The 17,809-nt window shown below is 58.9% G+C and carries 13 protein-coding genes; 6 read left to right on the forward strand and 7 right to left on the reverse strand.

What is annotated here, in order from left to right:
* Window positions 1-90: 90 nt before the first annotated feature.
* The 4 genes from tig to lon all read left to right on the forward strand — a co-directional run bounded on the left by tig (window position 91) and on the right by lon (window position 5,952).
* Window positions 91-1,398: a trigger factor gene (gene tig, locus BMZ40_RS08425; protein WP_092374025.1), complete on the forward strand. Its 1,308-nt coding sequence runs from the start codon at window positions 91-93 to the stop codon at window positions 1,396-1,398.
* Between the two features lie 191 nt (window positions 1,399-1,589).
* On the forward strand, window positions 1,590-2,186 hold the full coding sequence (gene clpP, locus BMZ40_RS08430; RefSeq protein WP_092193534.1) for an ATP-dependent Clp endopeptidase proteolytic subunit ClpP: 597 nt from the start codon (window positions 1,590-1,592) through the stop codon (window positions 2,184-2,186).
* A 32-nt stretch (window positions 2,187-2,218) separates the two neighbouring features.
* On the forward strand, window positions 2,219-3,469 hold the full coding sequence (clpX, locus tag BMZ40_RS08435) for an ATP-dependent Clp protease ATP-binding subunit ClpX (RefSeq protein WP_092374028.1): 1,251 nt from the start codon (window positions 2,219-2,221) through the stop codon (window positions 3,467-3,469).
* 35 nt (window positions 3,470-3,504) lie between these two features.
* Entirely contained in the window at window positions 3,505-5,952 is a 2,448-nt protein-coding gene (gene lon, locus BMZ40_RS08440; protein ID WP_092374031.1) for an endopeptidase La, read from the forward strand.
* An 86-nt stretch (window positions 5,953-6,038) separates the two neighbouring features.
* Here the strand turns inward: lon and BMZ40_RS08445 are convergent, their stop codons facing one another.
* On the reverse strand, window positions 6,039-6,827 hold the full coding sequence (locus BMZ40_RS08445; protein ID WP_092374034.1) for a class I SAM-dependent methyltransferase: 789 nt from the start codon (window positions 6,825-6,827) through the stop codon (window positions 6,039-6,041).
* Window positions 6,828-6,962: 135 nt separating this feature from the next.
* Here BMZ40_RS08445 and BMZ40_RS08450 point away from each other — a divergent pair, with 135 nt between their 5' ends.
* Window positions 6,963-7,604, forward strand: coding sequence for a YqaA family protein (locus tag BMZ40_RS08450; RefSeq protein ID WP_092374037.1), 642 nt, complete (start codon window positions 6,963-6,965; stop codon window positions 7,602-7,604).
* Window positions 7,605-7,647: 43 nt separating this feature from the next.
* On the opposite strand, the gene BMZ40_RS08455 is transcribed toward BMZ40_RS08450, so the two are convergent.
* The 6 genes from BMZ40_RS08455 to ppsA all read right to left on the reverse strand — a co-directional run bounded on the left by BMZ40_RS08455 (window position 7,648) and on the right by ppsA (window position 15,690).
* A complete protein-coding gene (locus BMZ40_RS08455; RefSeq protein ID WP_092374040.1) occupies window positions 7,648-7,947 on the reverse strand; it encodes a putative quinol monooxygenase in 300 nt (99 codons plus the stop codon).
* 437 nt (window positions 7,948-8,384) lie between these two features.
* Window positions 8,385-9,716: an HD-GYP domain-containing protein gene (locus BMZ40_RS08460; protein ID WP_177193083.1), complete on the reverse strand. Its 1,332-nt coding sequence runs from the start codon at window positions 9,714-9,716 to the stop codon at window positions 8,385-8,387.
* A gap of 177 nt (window positions 9,717-9,893) precedes the next feature.
* Window positions 9,894-10,781 carry a YitT family protein gene (locus BMZ40_RS08465; RefSeq protein WP_092374046.1) on the reverse strand — a complete coding sequence of 296 codons (888 nt, stop codon included), beginning with the start codon at window positions 10,779-10,781 and terminating at the stop codon, window positions 9,894-9,896.
* Window positions 10,738-11,595, reverse strand: coding sequence for a putative beta-lysine N-acetyltransferase (gene ablB / locus BMZ40_RS08470; RefSeq protein ID WP_092374049.1), 858 nt, complete (start codon window positions 11,593-11,595; stop codon window positions 10,738-10,740). The genes BMZ40_RS08465 and ablB overlap by 44 nt, the downstream gene beginning before the upstream one ends.
* Entirely contained in the window at window positions 11,585-12,898 is a 1,314-nt protein-coding gene (gene kamA / locus BMZ40_RS08475) for a lysine 2,3-aminomutase (RefSeq protein ID WP_092374052.1), read from the reverse strand. Before kamA ends, ablB begins: the two co-directional genes overlap by 11 nt.
* 380 nt (window positions 12,899-13,278) lie before the next feature.
* Window positions 13,279-15,690, reverse strand: coding sequence for a phosphoenolpyruvate synthase (ppsA, locus tag BMZ40_RS08480; RefSeq protein WP_092374055.1), 2,412 nt, complete (start codon window positions 15,688-15,690; stop codon window positions 13,279-13,281).
* Window positions 15,691-16,007: 317 nt separating this feature from the next.
* Between ppsA and BMZ40_RS08485 the strand changes: the two genes are divergently transcribed.
* Entirely contained in the window at window positions 16,008-17,681 is a 1,674-nt protein-coding gene (locus BMZ40_RS08485) for a Na/Pi cotransporter family protein (protein WP_092374058.1), read from the forward strand.
* Window positions 17,682-17,809 lie beyond the last annotated feature (128 nt).

Here is a 17,809-nt window from a genome sequence, read left to right on the forward strand (position 1 = left end):
ACGTCGAGGGAGAAAACCCAGGCCCGCCTCTCGCGCAATATCGATTATCCGGGCCCCCGAGGGAGCGCCCATCACCTAAGGAGTGGAGTCATGGAATACAAAGTCGAAGAACTTTCCCCGGTCAAGCGCAAGGTGGCAGTGGAAGTGAGCGTCGAGGAAGTGCATGCCGCGTTGGCCGCTACCGTGGCCCTGTACCGCAAGGGTGCGGAGATCAAGGGCTTCCGCAAGGGCAAGGTCCCGTCCACCGTGGTCGAGGCCAAGTACCGCAAGCAGATTTACGGCGAGGCCACGACCGACCTGATCAACTATCATATCAATGAGATTCTGGGCGAACTCAAGCTCTCCCCCCTGTCCCGCATCGACGTCGATGCCAAGGAAATGGAGCGGGAAGAGGATTTTTCCTATTCGTTTTCCTTTGAAATCGCCCCTTCCTTCGACCTGCCCGAGTACAAGGGGCTGGCCGTCGAGGAGGAGGAAGTGGTCGTCGATCCGCAGCAGGTCGAGGACGTCATTGAGCGCATCCGCCAGAACATGGCCAAGACCGTGATCATCAAGGATGAGCGTCCTGCCGCCACCGGCGACATTGCGGTCATCGACTTCCAGGCCTTCCAGGACGGGGTCGCCATGGAAGGAATCGCCGCCAACAAGTTTGAGCTTCCCCTGGGCGAAGGAAATTCCCTGCCCGAATTCGAGGATATCGTCATCGGCATGACTCCCGGCGAAAGCAAGGAGAGCGAGCTGACCTTCCCCGCGGATTTCATCAACGACAAGCTGTCCGGCCAGACCGTGTCCATGCAGGTCACCCTGCATGCCATCAAGGTTCGCGACCTGCCCGAGGTCAACGATGACTTCGCCGAGCTTGCCGGCGGTTACACCTCCGTGCAGGACCTGAAAGACGCCATCGAGAAGTCCTACGTCTCGACCCGCAAGCAGCTGGTCAAGGGCGACGCCCAGAAGAAACTCCTGGACGGCATCAAGACCGAAGTCAGCTTCGAGCTGCCGCAGAGCATCGTCGAAGAGCAGATCGACAAGCAGATCGTCGAGCTGCAGGGCAAGCTTGAGCGTCAGGGCAAGAGCCTTGATTCCCTGGGCCGCACTCCCGCCGAGCTGCGCGAAGAGAACCGCGCCCAGGCCGAAGACGTGGTCAAGTCCTCCCTGGTGCTCCTGGCCATCGCCAACGCCGAAAATCTGACGGTCGATCCCCAGGAAGTGGATATGGTTCTGCAGAAGATGGCCGCGTCCACCGGCCAGGACTTCCATTCCATCAAGGATTACTACGAGCAGCACAACCTGATGATTCCGCTCAAGGATCGGGTTCTGGCCGACAAGGCCATGGAACTTATTTACGAAAACGCCACGGTGACCACGGTTCCCCCGGCAGCAGCCCCGAACGCATAGTTTCGAGGGGGGCCGGGCTTGACCCGGCCCCTTTTCTTTTCCGGGAAGTCCGCGTTCAATCTGGCAGGCAATGTGCAGGTCAAAGCGGGTGACCCGCGACTCCCCCGCACACAGCCCTTGACACCCTGCCCCGGATCGTTATTTTTCAAATCTTTGGTGTCAGTCCCCATTTTTGTTTTTTAGGAGCTTTCATGGTCAGTAATTCCGTATTCGTCATTGAAAACACCGGCCGCGGCGAGCGGATGTACGATATCTATTCCCGCCTGCTCAAGGACCGCATCGTGCTTCTGGGCACTCCCATCGACGATCACGTCGCCAACTCCATCTGCGCCCAGCTGCTTTTTCTGGAGTCCGAGAATCCCGAGAAGCAGATCTACATGTACATCAACTCTCCCGGCGGAGCAGTGACGGCCGGCATGGCCATCTATGACACCATGCAGTACATCTCCGCGCCCGTGGCCACCCTGTGCATCGGCCAGGCCGCGAGCATGGCGGCGGTGCTCCTGGCGGCAGGCGAGAAGGGCATGCGCTACACGCTGCCTCATTCGCGCATCATGATCCATCAGCCCATGGGCGGATTTCAGGGCCAGGCGACGGATATCGCCATCCAGGCCAAGGAGATCATCCGTCTGCGTGGTGAGTTGAACGGGATTCTGGCCAGTCACACCGGTCAGACGCTGGAAAAGGTCGAGCAGGACACGGAACGGGATTATTTCATGAGCGGGGAAGAAGCCTGCACTTACGGACTCATCGATCAGGTTCTGGCCTCCCGCAAGGAACTTGAATAGATTCAGGAATTTTTTAGAATTTTGAGGTAACCATGGCGGAAAGAAAAAAAAGAACCGGCAAGGATCTGACCTGCTCTTTTTGTGGCAAGGGACAGGACGAAGTGCTGAGGCTCATTGCCGGTCCAGATGTGTACATCTGCAATGAATGCATTGCCCTGTGCGATGACATCTTGAAGAATGACAATCGCAAGGAAGATCTTGATTCCTCGGACATACCGTTGCCCCAGGAGATCAAGGCCGCCCTGGATGATTACGTGGTCGGACAGGATGACGCCAAGAAGATCCTGTCCGTGGCCGTGTACAACCACTACAAGCGCATAAAATATCACTCCCTGGTCAAGGATGACGTGGAGCTCGACAAGAGCAACATCCTCCTGATCGGCCCTACGGGTTCCGGCAAGACCCTGCTGGCCCAGACCCTGGCGCGCATCCTGAAGGTGCCCTTCGCCATCGCCGACGCCACGACGCTGACCGAGGCCGGTTATGTGGGCGAGGACGTGGAGAACATCCTGGTCCAGCTGGTGCAGAACGCCGACTACAATCTGGAATCGGCGGCCAAGGGCATCATCTACGTGGACGAGATCGACAAGATTTCGCGCAAGTCCGACAGTCCGTCCATCACCCGGGACGTGTCCGGCGAGGGCGTGCAGCAGGCGCTCCTCAAGATCATCGAAGGGACCGTGGCCAACATTCCCCCCAAGGGCGGCCGCAAGCATCCGCAGCAGGAATTCATCCGCCTCGATACCTCGAACATTCTTTTCATTGTCGGCGGTGCCTTCATCGGGCTGGACGACATGGTCAAGCAGCGCGTTCAGGGATCGAGCATGGGTTTTGGCGCCAAGATGCGCCGTAAGCAGGATGACAACACCGACAGCCTGCTCAAGCAGGTTCACCCCATGGACTTGATTCGTTTCGGACTTATTCCTGAATTTACAGGGCGCATTTCGGTCATCACTTCCCTCACCGAACTCAACGAGGACGATCTGATGCGCATCCTGCAGGAGCCCAAGAACGCTCTGGTAAAACAGTATCAGAAGATGTTCGAGCTTGAGAGCGTGGAACTCAAATTCACGAACAATGCCTTAAAGGCCCTGGCCTCCAAGGCGATCAAGCTGGAAACCGGAGCGAGGGGCCTCAGATCCGTGATGGAATCCATCATGCTCGACATCATGTACACTCTGCCGTCCACCAAGGACGTCACCGAGTGCGTCATCAACAAGGCCGTGGTGGAAGAGGGCAAGGAACCGTTGCTCCTGTTCAAACCCGAGGCCAAGAGCGCCTGACCATCCGTGGTCGGCCAAGACCCGCGAGAGCAATCATGACCGATGCCATAGTTTTTGAAAAATCCACTCACGGGAGCATGATCCTTCCGGTCATGTCCCTGCGCGAAGTGGTCATGTTCCCCAAATCCATCGTGCCTCTTTTCGTGGGCCGGGATTCCTCCATCAAGGCCATCGAGATGGCCCTGGACAGATACGAGAAGAGGATTTTTCTGGTCGCCCAGAAAGATCCCGGACAGGAACGACCCGACGTGGAAGGCCTCTTTGAAGTTGGCACGGTCAGCAAGGTCTTGCAGATGCTGCGTCTGCCCGACGGGACCATCAAGGTGCTCTTCGAGGGCTTGTACCGTGCTTCCTTCGACCATGAGCGCGGGCTCATGATCGAGGACGACATCCAGATGGTGCGGACCTCCGCGCTGCCGGATCTGGAAGGCAATCCCATGGAGGGCGAAGCCCTGGTCCGCGCCACCCATGAGGCGGTGGAGGAATATTCCCAGGTCAACCGCAAGCTGGCCAAGGAGACCATCCTGGCCATCACCAGCGTGTCCCAGCCCGGCCGCCTGGCCGACAGCATCGCCCCGCACCTCAAGGCCACCTACGATCGCAAGCAGGGCGTCCTTGAGCTGCGCAATCCCGTCCGCCGTCTGGAGCGAGTCTATGAACTCATCCAGGAAGAGGTCGAGGTCTTTTCCCTGGAAAAGAAGATCAAGGGCCGCGTCAAGAAGCAGATGGAGGAGAATCAGAAGGATTACTACCTCGGCGAGCAGCTCAAAGCCATCCACAAGGAGATGGGCCGGGATTTCGATCCCAAGGCGGACATGGAGGAGCTCGAAGTCCAGCTCAAGGAAAAGGACATGCCCGAGGAGGCCCGCGCCAAGGCCATGGCCGAAATGAAGAAGCTGCGCCAGACCCCGCCGTCCTCGGCCGAGTACGCGGTGCTGCGCAACTACGTGGACTGGATTCTGGCCCTGCCTTGGAACGTGGTCCGCGACGTGGACATCGACATAAAGCAGGCGCAGAAAATTTTGGATGACGACCATTACGGCCTTGAAAAGCCCAAGGAGCGCATCCTCGAATATCTGGCCGTTCAGGCCCTGGTCAAAAAATTGCGCGGTCCCATTCTTTGTCTGGTCGGCCCTCCCGGCGTCGGCAAGACCTCCCTGGCCAAGTCCATCGCCCGAGCCACGGGGCGCGAATTCGTGCGCCTGTCGCTGGGCGGCGTGCGCGATGAGGCCGAGATCCGCGGTCATCGCCGGACCTATGTCGGGGCTCTGCCGGGCAAGATCATCCAGTCGCTCAAGCGCGTCTCGACCAACAATCCGGTCTTCTGCCTGGACGAGGTCGACAAGATGAGCATGGACTTCAGGGGCGACCCTTCGGCCGCGCTGCTTGAAGTTCTCGATCCGGAACAGAACAGCGCCTTCAACGATCATTACCTGGACATGGACTACGACCTGTCCCAGGTCTTTTTCATCACCACGGCCAATTCGCTCCAGACCATTCCGCTGCCCCTGCAGGACCGCATGGAGATCATCACCATCCCCGGCTATCTTGAGACGGAGAAGGAACGCATCGCGTCTGATTTTCTGCTGCCCAAGCAGCTTGAGCAGCATGGCCTCAAGTCTGAAAATCTGAGCATGTCCAAGGGCGCGATCCTTGAGGTCATCCGCCGCTACACCCGCGAATCCGGCGTGCGCAACATGGAGCGCGAGCTGGCCTCGGTCTGCCGCAAGGTGGCCAGGGCCCTGGTGGAAGATGGGGACATGGACAAGACCGTGGCCGTGACCAAGTCCATGCTTGGCTCCTATCTTGGCGTACCCAAGGTTCGCCACGGCCAGCGCGAGGAGGAGGCCCAGGTCGGCGTGGCCACGGGCCTTGCCTGGACCCAGGTCGGCGGCGAACTGCTCTTTGTGGAAGTGGCGCTCATGCCCGGCACGGGCAAGATCGAGATCACCGGCAAGCTTGGCGACGTCATGCAGGAGTCTGCCAAGGCGGCCATCAGCTACATCCGCTCCCGGTCTGAATTCTTCGGGCTGCGCAAGGATTTCTACAAGGAAATCGACACCCACATCCACGTGCCCGAAGGCGCGACCCCCAAGGACGGTCCCTCGGCCGGGATCACGCTGGCTACCTGTCTAGCCTCGGCCTTACTCGACATTCCCGTCAGGAACGACGTGGCCATGACCGGGGAGATCACCCTGCGCGGCCGGGTTCTGCCCATAGGCGGGGTGCGCGACAAGCTTCTGGCCGCGCATCGGGGTCTGATCACGCGGGTCCTGCTGCCCAAGGAAAATGAGCGGGATCTGAAGGAAGTGCCCAAGGTCATCCTGAAGGACCTTGAGATCGTGTTCGTCGAGAACATGGATCAGGTGTTGTGCGAGGCCTTAAAGGATGTCACCATGGAGACGCTTTTCTGTCCTTCCGCCGACATCATCCCGGTCTCCAAGGCCCTTCACAAGGGGCACGAGTTCTCAAGTCCTCAATAACGCGACGTTTCACAAAACGATTATGAAAACCCCCACCGCTTCCGCGCTGGGGGTTTTCGCTTGTATTGGCCCGGCCGGTTTTGTGTTCAACGCATGCGGTAGATCCAGACTGGTTTGTCTTCGCGGCTGCGCAGCACGACAAGAGGTTCAAGGTCCGGTGCCTCGAATTCCAGGCTGACCAGCCAGGAGCCTGGCGAAAGTTCACGTCGGGCTTTTTCTGCTGCCGGGCCCATGCTTTCGGGGCGCTGGAACATGTAGACCATGGAATAGTCCGACCAGTCGGCTTTCCAGATGTCTCCGTGGCGCACTCGGGTGAAGGGGCAGCGCCAGGCGCACACGATGCGCAGGGGCCAGCTTTTTTCCAGCCCGTCGATCTGCGCCGTGGGATAGATGCGGTACAGTTCGGCAAGTCCATTGCCCACTCCGCAGCCTGCGTCCAGAATGCGGTCCGTGCACGTGAGCGGCGCGACCTTGTCCAGTTCGTCCAGAATGCCCTTGGGAGTGGGAAACAGCGGGGCATCCCGCCAGGCGCTCATGGGATAGAGGAGCAGCAGCAGGCCGAGCGGGATGAGCCATATCCACGGCGGAAGGGCGGTCCCGAGGTTTGATGCGGCCAGGGACAGGGGAAAGCCGGCGGCGATGAAAAATTTGCGCCAGACGGAGGCGGTCATGGGGCTGGCCGCGAGTCCAAGACTCGTGGCCAGCCCCAGGCTCCACGTGATTGGGGTTTGCAGGGCGTGCAGGCCCAGAAACAACGCCCAGCAGGCGCCCCAGGTCACAAGCGCGGGCAGCGGCCAGGGCAGCACCGCGAGGCATCCCTGGGAACTCTTTGCGTCGCCTTTTTCGGGCGTGGGCCGGGTTTTGAGTCTGCTCATGATATTTCCGTGAAAATGGTGAACTTTCGGACCGGACTGTGCGGGAAACGAGGGCAAAAGAAAAGTGGCTCGGGAGCATGCGGAGCGAGTTTTTTTGTTGTGGTCCCGGCTCTTTTATGCTGGTCTGCCAGCGCAATGAAACACGATGCCTCCACCACCGCCACGGACGATCTGGCCCAGGCCCGCGCCACGCGCAACCCCTTGCGCAAGCTCTACCACTGGACCCTGCACTGGGCCGCAACGCCTTACGCCCTGCCGGCCCTGGTGCTTCTGTCCTTTGCCGAGAGCTCCTTTTTCCCGGTGCCGCCCGATGTGCTGCTCATTGCGCTGTGCTTTTCGACGCCCGGACGCTGGTTCAAACTGGCCGCGTGGTGCACCGCTGCGTCGGTCGTGGGGGGATTGCTCGGGTATTTCATCGGCTGGGGGCTTTGGGAGACGGTAGGTTTGCCCATCGTGCGCATGTATAATGGCGAGGCCGTGGTCGAGATGGTGCGCGTCTGGTACGAAAATTACGGCTTCTTCGGCGTGCTGGTCGCGGCGGTGACACCCATTCCCTACAAGGTCTTCACCATAGCTTCGGGCATGATGAGCTTTGATCTGGGCCAATTCGTGCTGGCTTCGGCGTTGGGCAGGGCAACGCGCTTTTTTCTGGTGGCCGGGCTCATCCGTCTGTTCGGGGCGCGCATCAAGCCTTTCATGGAAAGGCATTTCGAGCTGGCCGCCTCGGCCCTGGTCGTCCTGGCCATTCTGGGCTTTGCGGCCATCAAGTATCTGTGACGGAGGCTGGCCGCAAAGCACTTCCCGGTCGGCCCGGCTTGTGTCAGTCCGAGGGCCAGATTTTGCTGAGTACGCGCATGCTCTTGCTTTCCACCCAAGGGGCGGTTGAGAGCGCATAGTCCTTGAAATGGGGCGTTGAGCGGTGCACTTCATAAAACGTGGCCGCGTCGGTATAGGTTTCGTAGAGGGTGAAGTTGGCCGGATTTTCGGGATCCTGCAGAATTTCAAATCCGAGACAACCTTCTTCCCTGGTGACTGAATTGTTGCCTTGCCTCAGCACCGCCTCCCGAAAATCATCGGCGAATTCCTTCCTGGTCACGATATCCACAATGACAACGAACATGAACTGGTTCCTCCGGTTCTTGTGATCAACGAATGATTTGTTTTGCCTTGTCCACCTGGCTTGGAGTCAGGTCGGCCGGCACCTTCTCCCTGCCCAGGGCCTTGCACACGATGTAGCGGGCGCACTGCTCGAAATCTCTTGACAGTACATGCGCTTCATCATGCTTGCCAAGCTTGGTGTGTTCGCCATTTTGTCAATGAAAAAAGATGCTTGGTAGACAATTTGCAATCGGCCATGTATTGTCCTGAGTTGTTTTTTATTGGTAACAGGCCCGGCCGGGCCTGCCAATAGGAATTGCGCGCCGGATGATTCATATTTGGTTTTCCGTGTGCATTCCGGAATAAAATGTGGCCTGGGATAGGCACTGGCGATCTTGAATCAGGATGACGCGGCAGAGGATGGGGCGATCTTTTTGAGGTGGGAACGATTCGAGGTTGTCAGATCAGCGTCTGGGCATCGTGCTGGAAATATCTCCAGGACATGTCGATGAGTTCGGCCTTGAGGTCGCTGCCGGTCTTGTGCGCGTAATGCTCGTGCAGGGTTTTGGCCATGCCCGCAAAGAGGTCCACGACCTCCGGGTCAAAATGCGTCCCGCGGCCCTGTTCAAGGATGTCCAGCGCCTCCCCGCAGCTGAGCGGTGCCTTGTATGGCCTGCGCGAGGTCAGGGCGTCGAAGACGTCGGCCACGGCGAAGATGCGTGCGGTCAGGGGGATCTCCTTGCCTTCCAGGCCATCGGGATAGCCTGCTCCGTCGAACTTCTCGTGATGCCCGCCGACCACGTCGCGCGCCTCGCGCAGCCAGGTCGAGCGCGCGATGACGTCCAGCCCGTGCCGGACATGGGTCTTCATGATTTCGAATTCATCCGGCGTGAGCCTGCCGGGCTTGAGCAGGATATCGTCCCTGATGGCGATCTTGCCTACGTCGTGCAGGAAGGCGCCCATGGTCAGGGCGCGCATCTGGGGCGTGCGCAGATCGAGGGCCTCGCCCATGCGCAGGGCGTACATGGTCACCCTGTAGTTGTGCTCGTCCGTGTCGCTGTCGCGCTTGGCGACGATGCACCCAAGCAGCGAGAGGGTCTCGAAGTTCGCGGCCTGCATGTTGCGGGAGAAGGCCACCAGCCGGTTGGTCAGGCGCAGCACGACCGGGTAGAGGAGTCCGGTCGTGGCCAGGGTGATGAGCACCACGATACCTGCGGTGAAGACGGATTTCCTTTTCATGGAGGCCACTACGGCCGGGGCTGGGATGAAAACGATCTCGGCCGTTCCCGCCTCGTCCCGCGCGGGATCCCCAAGAAGCAGCACGGCGTGGACCGCGAGAAGCTTCGCGATGCGCTTTGTTTCGACCCATGGGAGTTCTGTGTAGGAGGCGGATGCCCCGTCCGCGTGGACATGTTCCCAGACCGCCTGGTGCTCGGCGAAAGTCGTGTCCAGGTATTCCCGCTCTTCCGCTTTGTCCCGTCCGCTGAATTTGGCGTAAACGATCTTGCCGCGCGTGGTGAGCCGCCTTGTGGCGCCGAATTCGCCCAGGGCTCGGTCAAAGGCCGCCGCTGGCGTGACGTCCGTCTGGGCCACAATCTCCCGGGTCCTTGCGACCAGTTCCCCGATGTCCGCCCGGGCCTCGGTCACGATTTCCTCTTTGAGCATGCGCTCTTCGGCCACGTAGGCGAAGACGGCCATGGCCACCGCGATGACCGTGGCCATGATGGCCAGCCTGGCGACAAGGGTGCGGCGTACGTAGGTGACAAGGGGGACGTTGCGCGAGGAAAACATGCCTTCCTCCGAAGGTCGGTTCATGAGGGCGCGGGGCGCGACGATGCAAGAGGGTATGTACCCGCTCTGCTGGTCGATGTCATGCCCTGTTATGCGCAAAAAAGCCCCCGGTTGCACGCATTGCGGCAACGGGGGGCTGTAGGGAAGTATAAGCCTGTTTGTCGGCGTTATTCGTGGTCAGTAGATCTTGCGCTTGGAGAAACTTGAACCCAGCACCGTGAAGGTGTTCTCGACGATGAAGAGGGCCTGCGGGTCGTGGGTGAAGGTTATCTCTTCGAGCTTCTTGAGTTGGATGTTGTTGACCACGGTCATGAGCACGTTCTTTTCGCGTTTGCTGAACGCTCCCATGCCTTTTAAAAAGGTGGCGCTTTGCTTCAAGGAGTCGAGGATGCTCTGGCTGATGGCTTCGGAATGATCGGAGATGATGAAGACGACCTTGCGCTGCGAAAAGAGCGAGAGAGTCTGTTCGACCATTACGGAGGAGATGAAGACCAGAATCAGGGAGACGATGACCAGATCGACGGGCATGATGGTCAGACACAGGAGGAAGAGCCCGAGATTGAAACCGAAATAGACCTTGCCCACGCCGATATTGTAATTCTGGAAGAGATAGACCGCGAGGATGTCAAGGCCGCCTCCCGACCCCAGGGAGCGCAGGATGAGTCCGCCGCCGAGTCCGTTCAGCACGCCGCAGGCGACGGCCGCGTAGAATTGGTCATGGATCTCGACGGTGACGTTCATGAGCTCGAAGGCCACGGTCATGACCACCAGCCCGTAGAGGCTGTAGAGCACGAAACGGGGACTGAGCTTGTACCATCCCAGGATGAAGGCGGGCAGGTTGATCAGAAAGAAGAGAATGCCCGGGGTCAGCCATCCCGTCGAATAATAGATGAGCGCGCCCACGCCGAAAAAACCGCCGGGTATGAACTGCTGGGGAATGGCGATGCCTTTCATGGCGAAGGCGCACAGGAGCGCTCCGCTGGTGATCAGAAAAAGATTCCAGCGGATGGAGTAGGCCAACTCAAAGCGTTTTGTCGCGGGCTTCAAGGGGTTTGTACCAGACATTCATGCTCTCAAGATCGCCTTTGATCTGGGTGTTGTTGGGTAAAGTCCCGGCGAAGGAGTATCCCTGCCGGGCGAAAACAATATTCATGCCGGTGGCATGAGCTCGGGCGATGGTATAGGCGGTGTCGATTCCGGCCCTTGCCATCTCCTTTTCCATGTGCGCCAGGAGAATGCAGGCCAGCCCCTTGCCGCGGTTTTCCGGCAATGTGGCGAAGTCGGTCATCTCCACGTTCCCGGAGGTGCAATCCATTTCAGCCGAGGCCAGGGCTGTCAAGTTTCCTTCGGTGTCGCGTACACCGAAGTAGCGCACATGCGAATCCATTGTTGAGAGAAGGTAGCCTTCATCATCAATGGGGAAGGGATAGGTCTCGAAGACACGGCGGTAGAGGCCTGCCATGGCCTTTGCGTCTTCGGGCTTCATGACTGCGATGGTCCAGCCCTCGGGCAGGGTGCGTCCATTTTGCAGGCTCTGCTCCCTGGCGGTGCTGAGCACATCCTGCACCAGCTTCGGGCTGCGGATGACGGAGCGTTCGCGTTTGGGATACTTGGCCATGAAACAGCCGTCCTGGCTGCCGTTGAACATGTTCGGGACCCTGGCTTCGACCTTGAAGCCCTGGGCCCTGAACCAGCCCTCGGCCGGTCCGGGCACCTTGGCGAAGAGCTTGGTGTAGCCGTTGGTCGAGGCCAACTGTTCCATGAAGCGGATGATGCGCGGCACATCCGGGGACGCCAGTTTCATCAGATAGACACGGTCGCTGGCCGGTCCGTGCTGGAGCAGGGCTCCTGTCATGCGGATCATGCTGTCAGGCTGCATCAGTGCGCCTCCCTATGCGTTCGTTCTCCTCGGGGGTGAGGCTCTGGGCGTCGTCCCAGTCGGCCAGCAGGCTTTCGATGCCGATGGCCTTCTCCTCGGCGTCGGCCTCGCGCAACTGCAGGTTGCAGGTCGAGCATTCCCGGTCGCAGTAGGTCGGCTCGTAATGGGCCGGCTCGTGGTAGGTGGTGATGACGCCCTCGTAGTTGCGCAGCACGACCTTGTTCGCGGTCCAGGAGATGATGTAGTTGGGCATGAGCGGGATCTTGCCGCCGCCACCCGGAGCATCGACCACGTAGGTCGGAATGGAGAAGCCGCTGGTGTGGCCGCGCAGGCTCTCCAGGATCTCGATGCCCTTGCCGATGGGCGTGCGAAAATGGGTCAGGCCTTCGGACAGGTCGCACTGATACAGATAGTAGGGGCGCACTCTATTGCGCACCAGCTTGTGATTCAGGACCTTGATCAAGCGCGGACAGTCGTTCACGCCAGCCAGCAGCACGCTCTGGTTGCCAAGGGGGATGCCTGCGTTGGCCAGCTTGGCCAGGGCCTGCTTGGACGAGGCCGTGATCTCCGCGGGATGATTGAAATGCGTGTTGATCCAGAGCGGATGATGCTTCTTGAGCATCTCGACCAGATCATCGGTGATGCGGTACGGCAGAACCACCGGGGTGCGTGTGCCGATGCGCACGACCTCGACGTGCTCGATGCTGCTGATCTCGGTCAGAAGCCAGTCGAGCATGTCGTCGGAGAGCAGAAAGGGGTCGCCTCCGGACAGGAGCACGTCGCGCACCTGCGGGGTATTGCGGATGTATTCGATGCCCTGGCGCAGATCATCGCGGCTCGGGATGGAATCACGGTCGCCGACCTTGCGCTTGCGGGTGCAGTGGCGGCAATACATGGCGCAGGTGTTGCTGACATGCAGCAGCACCCGGTCCGGGTAGCGGTGGGTCAGGCCGGGCACGGGGGAATCTTCGTCCTCGTGCAGGGGGTCGCTCATGTCATGACTTTCGATGCGCAGCTCGTCGGTCGAGGGAAAAGCCTGCATGAACACGGGATCGTTGCGGTAGTCCTTGGGATCGATCAGGGACAGATAGTACGGCGTGATGGCCATGGGAAACTTTTCAGTGGTATTTTTGAGCGCAGCCCGCTCCTTCCCGGTAAATTGGATGCCGAGTAGACGTTCGACCCCTTCGATGCTTTTGATGCTGTTGCGTACGTGCCACTTCCAATCCGTCCAGTTGGAACGAGTGGCGTCTTCCGCAATGATTTTTGCCAGGCGACGCTGGTTTTCAGAATATATTTGCATGAGATCTCCTTCTCCGCGACATTTTTTTTCTGAATGATATCAAGAAAAAAATATTTGAGAATTACAGTGTGTGCTTGACGTGTCGGAAAAAAGTCAAAGACAAAGCATATCTTTTAAAAAAGAACCAAGTTCTGCTATATGCAGAAATTTGTAATGATTTAAATGAAGCTTTTTTTTGGTCGCGGGATTAGTAATAGAGATCATGTAAAATGATTTTGATCAAGGGGATGTGAGGGTTGTGTTTCGGGTACTCCTCCATACCCGATCGATGAGTGTTTTTGTGCGGCGAACAAAGGGTTTGTTCGCGATATCGCAGGTGCGTTTCGAGGTGCAGGAAACCGGAGCCGACCGTGTCCGATGCGGCCGGCTCCGGGCGGAATTCAGCCTAGGCCCAGCTTTTTTTCAAGCTCGGCCACGATCAGGGTGGTTTTTATGATCGTGTCGGGATTGAGGGACATGGACTCGATGCCGCACTCGACCACGAACTCTGCGAACTCGGGGTAGTCGCTGGGGGCCTGGCCGCAGATGCCGATGTACTTGCCCTTTTTGACAGCCACCTCGATAACCTGCCTGACGAAACGCTTCACGGCCGGATTTCGCTCGTCGTAGACGTGGGCCACCAGGGATGAATCGCGGTCCACACCGAGGATGAGCTGGGTCAGATCGTTGGTGCCGATGGAGAAGCCGTCGAAGACTTCAAGGAACTCCTCGGCCATGATCACGTTGGACGGGATCTCGCACATGCCGATGACTTTAAGTCCGTTCTCGCCTTGTCTCAGGCCGAACTCGGCCATGGTCTCGATGACCTGTTTCGCCTCTTCCACGGTGCGCGGGAAGGGGATCATGATCTCCACGTTGGTCAGGCCCATGTCCTCGCGGATTTTCTTCATGGCCCGGCATTCGAGACCGAAGGCCTCCTTGTAATCGGGGGAGTAGTAGCGCGAGGCCCCGCGCCAGCCGATCATGGGGTTCTCCTCTTCCGGCTCGAAGAGTTTGCCGCCGATGAGGTTGGCGTATTCGTTGGACTTGAAGTCCGAGAGGCGCACGATGACCTGTTTGGGATAAAATGCGGCCGCGATCATGCCCACACCTTCGGCCAGCTTGTCGACAAAAAATTCCGCCTTGTCTGCATAGCCCGAGGTCATGTCGGCGATGGCGCGCTTCAGGATGTCGTCCGGCAGGTCTTCGTAGTTCAGAAGCGCCAAGGGGTGGATCTTGATGTAGGAGTTGATGATGAATTCCTCCCGCGCCAGGCCCACTCCTTCATTGGGGATGAAACTTTTCTCGAAGGCCTGTTCGGGGCTCGCGAGGTTCATCATGATCTTGGTCTTGGGTTTGGGCAGAGTACCAAGATCCGTTTCCTGGATCTCGAAGGGCACAAGCCCCCGGTAGACACTGCCGATGGAACCTTCGGAGCAGACCACGGTCACGTCCTCGCTCTGGGCAAGTTTGGTGGTGGCGTTCCCGGTGCCGACGATGCAGGGAATGCCGAGTTCCCGGCTGACGATGGCCGCGTGACAGGTCCTGCCGCCACGGTTGGTCACGATGGCCGAGGCGATCTTCATGATAGGTTCCCAGTCCGGGTCGGTCATGTCCGTGACGAGGACCTCTCCTTTGCGGAAGGTGTGGATCATTCCCGCCGACTTGATGACCTGCACCGGCCCCTGCCCGATGAGTTCGCCCACGGACTGGCCTTCGACCAGTGTCTCCCCCTTTCCCGTAAGTACGTATTTCTTGAGGACGGCCAGGTCTTTCAGGGAATGTACTGTCTCAGGCCGCGCCTGAACGATGAACAGTTCACCTGTCTGGCCGTCTTTGGCCCATTCGATGTCCATGGGCGTGAACTGGCCGCGATGGGCGCTGTAATGTTCCTCGATGGTGCAGGCCATGCGGGCCAGGGCCACGACCTCGTCGTCGTTTATGACCAGCCTGCGCCGGTCCTCTTCGGGCACGGCCACGTTCTTGGTCGGAGCCTTGGCGTCGGTGGTGTAGATCATCTTGATGGCCTTGCCGCCGACCCGCTTCATGATGATGGGCTTGAATCCTTTTTTGAGGGTGGGTTTGAAGATGTACCATTCATCCGGGTTGACCGCGCCCTGGACCACGTTTTCGCCCAGGCCCCAGGCTCCGGTCAGAAAGACCGCGTCCTTGAAGCCGGTCTCGGTGTCGATGGAGAACATGACGCCGCTGGCCGAGAGGTCAGAGCGCACCATCTTCTGCACGCCGATGGACAGGGCGATGGAGAAATGATCGAAGCCCTTGTCCTGGCGGTAGGAAATGGCCCGGTTGGTGAAAAGGGAGGCAAAGCAGCGCTGGCAGGCGTCCAGAAGGTCTTCGACGCCCCTGATGTTCAGGTAGGTCTCCTGCTGGCCGGCGAAGCTGGCGTCGGGCAGATCTTCAGCCGTGGCCGAGGAGCGCACGGCCATGTCCACATTTTTGCCATATGTCTCTTCCAGCTTGCGGTAGGCGCTTATGATGGCGCCCTGCAGGTCCGCCGGAATTTCGAGATTGCGGATCAGGGCGCGGACGCGGCTGCCGCGCTCCATGAGGTTGTCCATGTCGTGGGTATCAAGGCCTTCCATTATGCCCTTGATCTTGTCCATGGCCCCGGAAGCCTTGAGCAGGTGGCGATAGGCATGGGCCGTGATCGCGAAACCATTCGGGATGGGCACGCCCTTGGGCACAAGGTTACGGTACATCTCGCCAAGGCTTGCGTTCTTGCCGCCGACCAGCGGAACGTCTTCTATTCCCAGTTCGTCAAACCAGAGCACGAAGGCTTTTTGTTTCTCCACGGCAGTCCTCCTTGGGGCGCAAAAGGGGTTTTATCACGTCTCTTTATCCATCTCACGGCAATGTGAATTGTGCAACTCAGGATGTGCTTTAAGGCAGGCTGGAACGAAAAAGCGGATACCTGCATGCAGGTTTTCTTCGGGATTTTTCTGGTTCCAACAATCTGGAATGAAAGAAAATAATTCGATTGTTACCGTTCCGTGACAGTTTTGTTTCCGAATCGTAAAAAAACTTTTCTTAACGCCCGAGATGCTCTACAGAGGTGCGGGTTTCGCGTCTTTGTCATACAACTGTCACCAAAAACTCCCATGGATAATCTATGCTCAATATTTTGGTTCAGACCCTTGGAGGACTCGGCATTTTCATCCTCGGGATGAAGCTCATGACCGAGGGCCTGCAGATGGCTGCGGGCAACAGGATACGCAACGTCTTAAAAGCCGTGTCCGACAACAGGGTGGTGGGTTTTGCAACGGGCGCGGCTGTGACCGCCCTGGTGCAGTCATCCTCGGCCACCACGGTCATGCTCATAAGCTTCGTCTCGGCCGGGCTCATGTCGTTGACCCAGGCCGTGGGCGTAATGCTCGGCTGCAACGTGGGCACGACCATGACCGCCCAGCTCATCGCCTTCAAACTCTCCAACCTCGCCCTGCCGGCCATCGCGCTCGGGGTTCCGCTCAAATATTTTTCCACGCGCAAGAAATACCGCTATCTGGGCGAAGTCATTCTGGGTTTCGGTCTGCTCTTTTTCGGCATGACGGTCATGGGCGACGGGCTGAGACCGCTGCGGGTGGAGCCTGAATTCATAGCCTTTTTCACCAAATTCAATGCCGCATCCTTTGGCGGTATACTTCTTTGCGTGGCCACCGGCTGCGGGCTGACCATAGTGCTTCAGTCCTCCTCGGCCACGGTGGGCCTGACCATGGCCCTGGCCACCCAGGGCCTGCTCGACTTTCCTTCCGCCATGGCCCTGGTTCTCGGCGAGAACATCGGAACCACCATCACGGCCGAACTGGCCACCATCGGGGCGTCGAACATCGACTCCCATCGGGCGGCGCGTTCCAACACCATGTTCAACGTGCTCGGGGTAGTGATCATGCTGCTCATTTTCCCCTGGTTTTTGGTGGGTGTGGAATGGATAACCCAAAATGTCATGGGAGCACAGCCCTGGAACCTCCATGTGGGTGAGGAATATCCCCATGTGGCCCGCTATCTGGCCAACGGCCACACGCTTTTCAACCTTACCAACGCGCTCGTTTTTCTGGTCTTCCTGCCTCTGCTGGTGCGGGTGGGAACCTGGCTTTCCCCCAAGGATAAGACCACGGGCGACTCCCTCTTTCGCCAGCCGGTCTTTGAACAGAACGTCGAGGACAACCCCGTGGCCGCGCTGGCCCAGGTGCGCGGCGAGATTCACCGCATGTCGCTGACCGTGCGCGCGGCGTACAACAACGCCCTGGAGTGTCTGGAGACTCGGGATCATCGCACCATCCGGCAGCGGCAGCGCTTCGAGGACCAGGTCAACGCCATGCACAGGGCCATCTCGACCTTCCTGGCCAAGACCATGCAAAGCGAGATCAACGAGGCCATCTCCAACGACATCGCCGAGCAGATGCGGGTCGTCAATAACCTCGAACGCATCGGTGATGCCGTGGAGGCGTTTGGCCTGCTGTGCGAGGACATCGTTGATAAGGAGTTGAAATTCAACGAGGTCGCCATGCGCGATTTGTTCATCATCGCCGCCAAGGTCGATGAATTCCTGAGGATGATCAGCGACGCCCTGATCAGGGAGCCCGAGAATTTGATGGAGAAGGCCGAGGAGGCCGAACGGACCATCGACGCCATGCGCGAATCCATGCGTGAATCCCATATCGAGCGGCTCAAGATCGGCAAATGCGGGATCGAAGGCGGCCTGACCTTCATCAACCTCCTGGCCCGGCTCGAAAAAATCGGCGATTACTGCTACTCCATTGCCCGCTCCGTGACCTCCGAGAACTAGACTACCCAGTTTATTTTCCTGGAATTCCCGCAAGACGCAATGTCTTGCGGGAATTCCTTGCCTCCATCGCCCTGCACCGGTATTCCTCTCGTAAAAGCCCGCAAGCCTTTCAGGTCTTTTCGGCTTGC

The organism is Desulfomicrobium apsheronum (genome assembly GCF_900114115.1).
GTDB lineage: Bacteria > Desulfobacterota > Desulfovibrionia > Desulfovibrionales > Desulfomicrobiaceae > Desulfomicrobium > Desulfomicrobium apsheronum.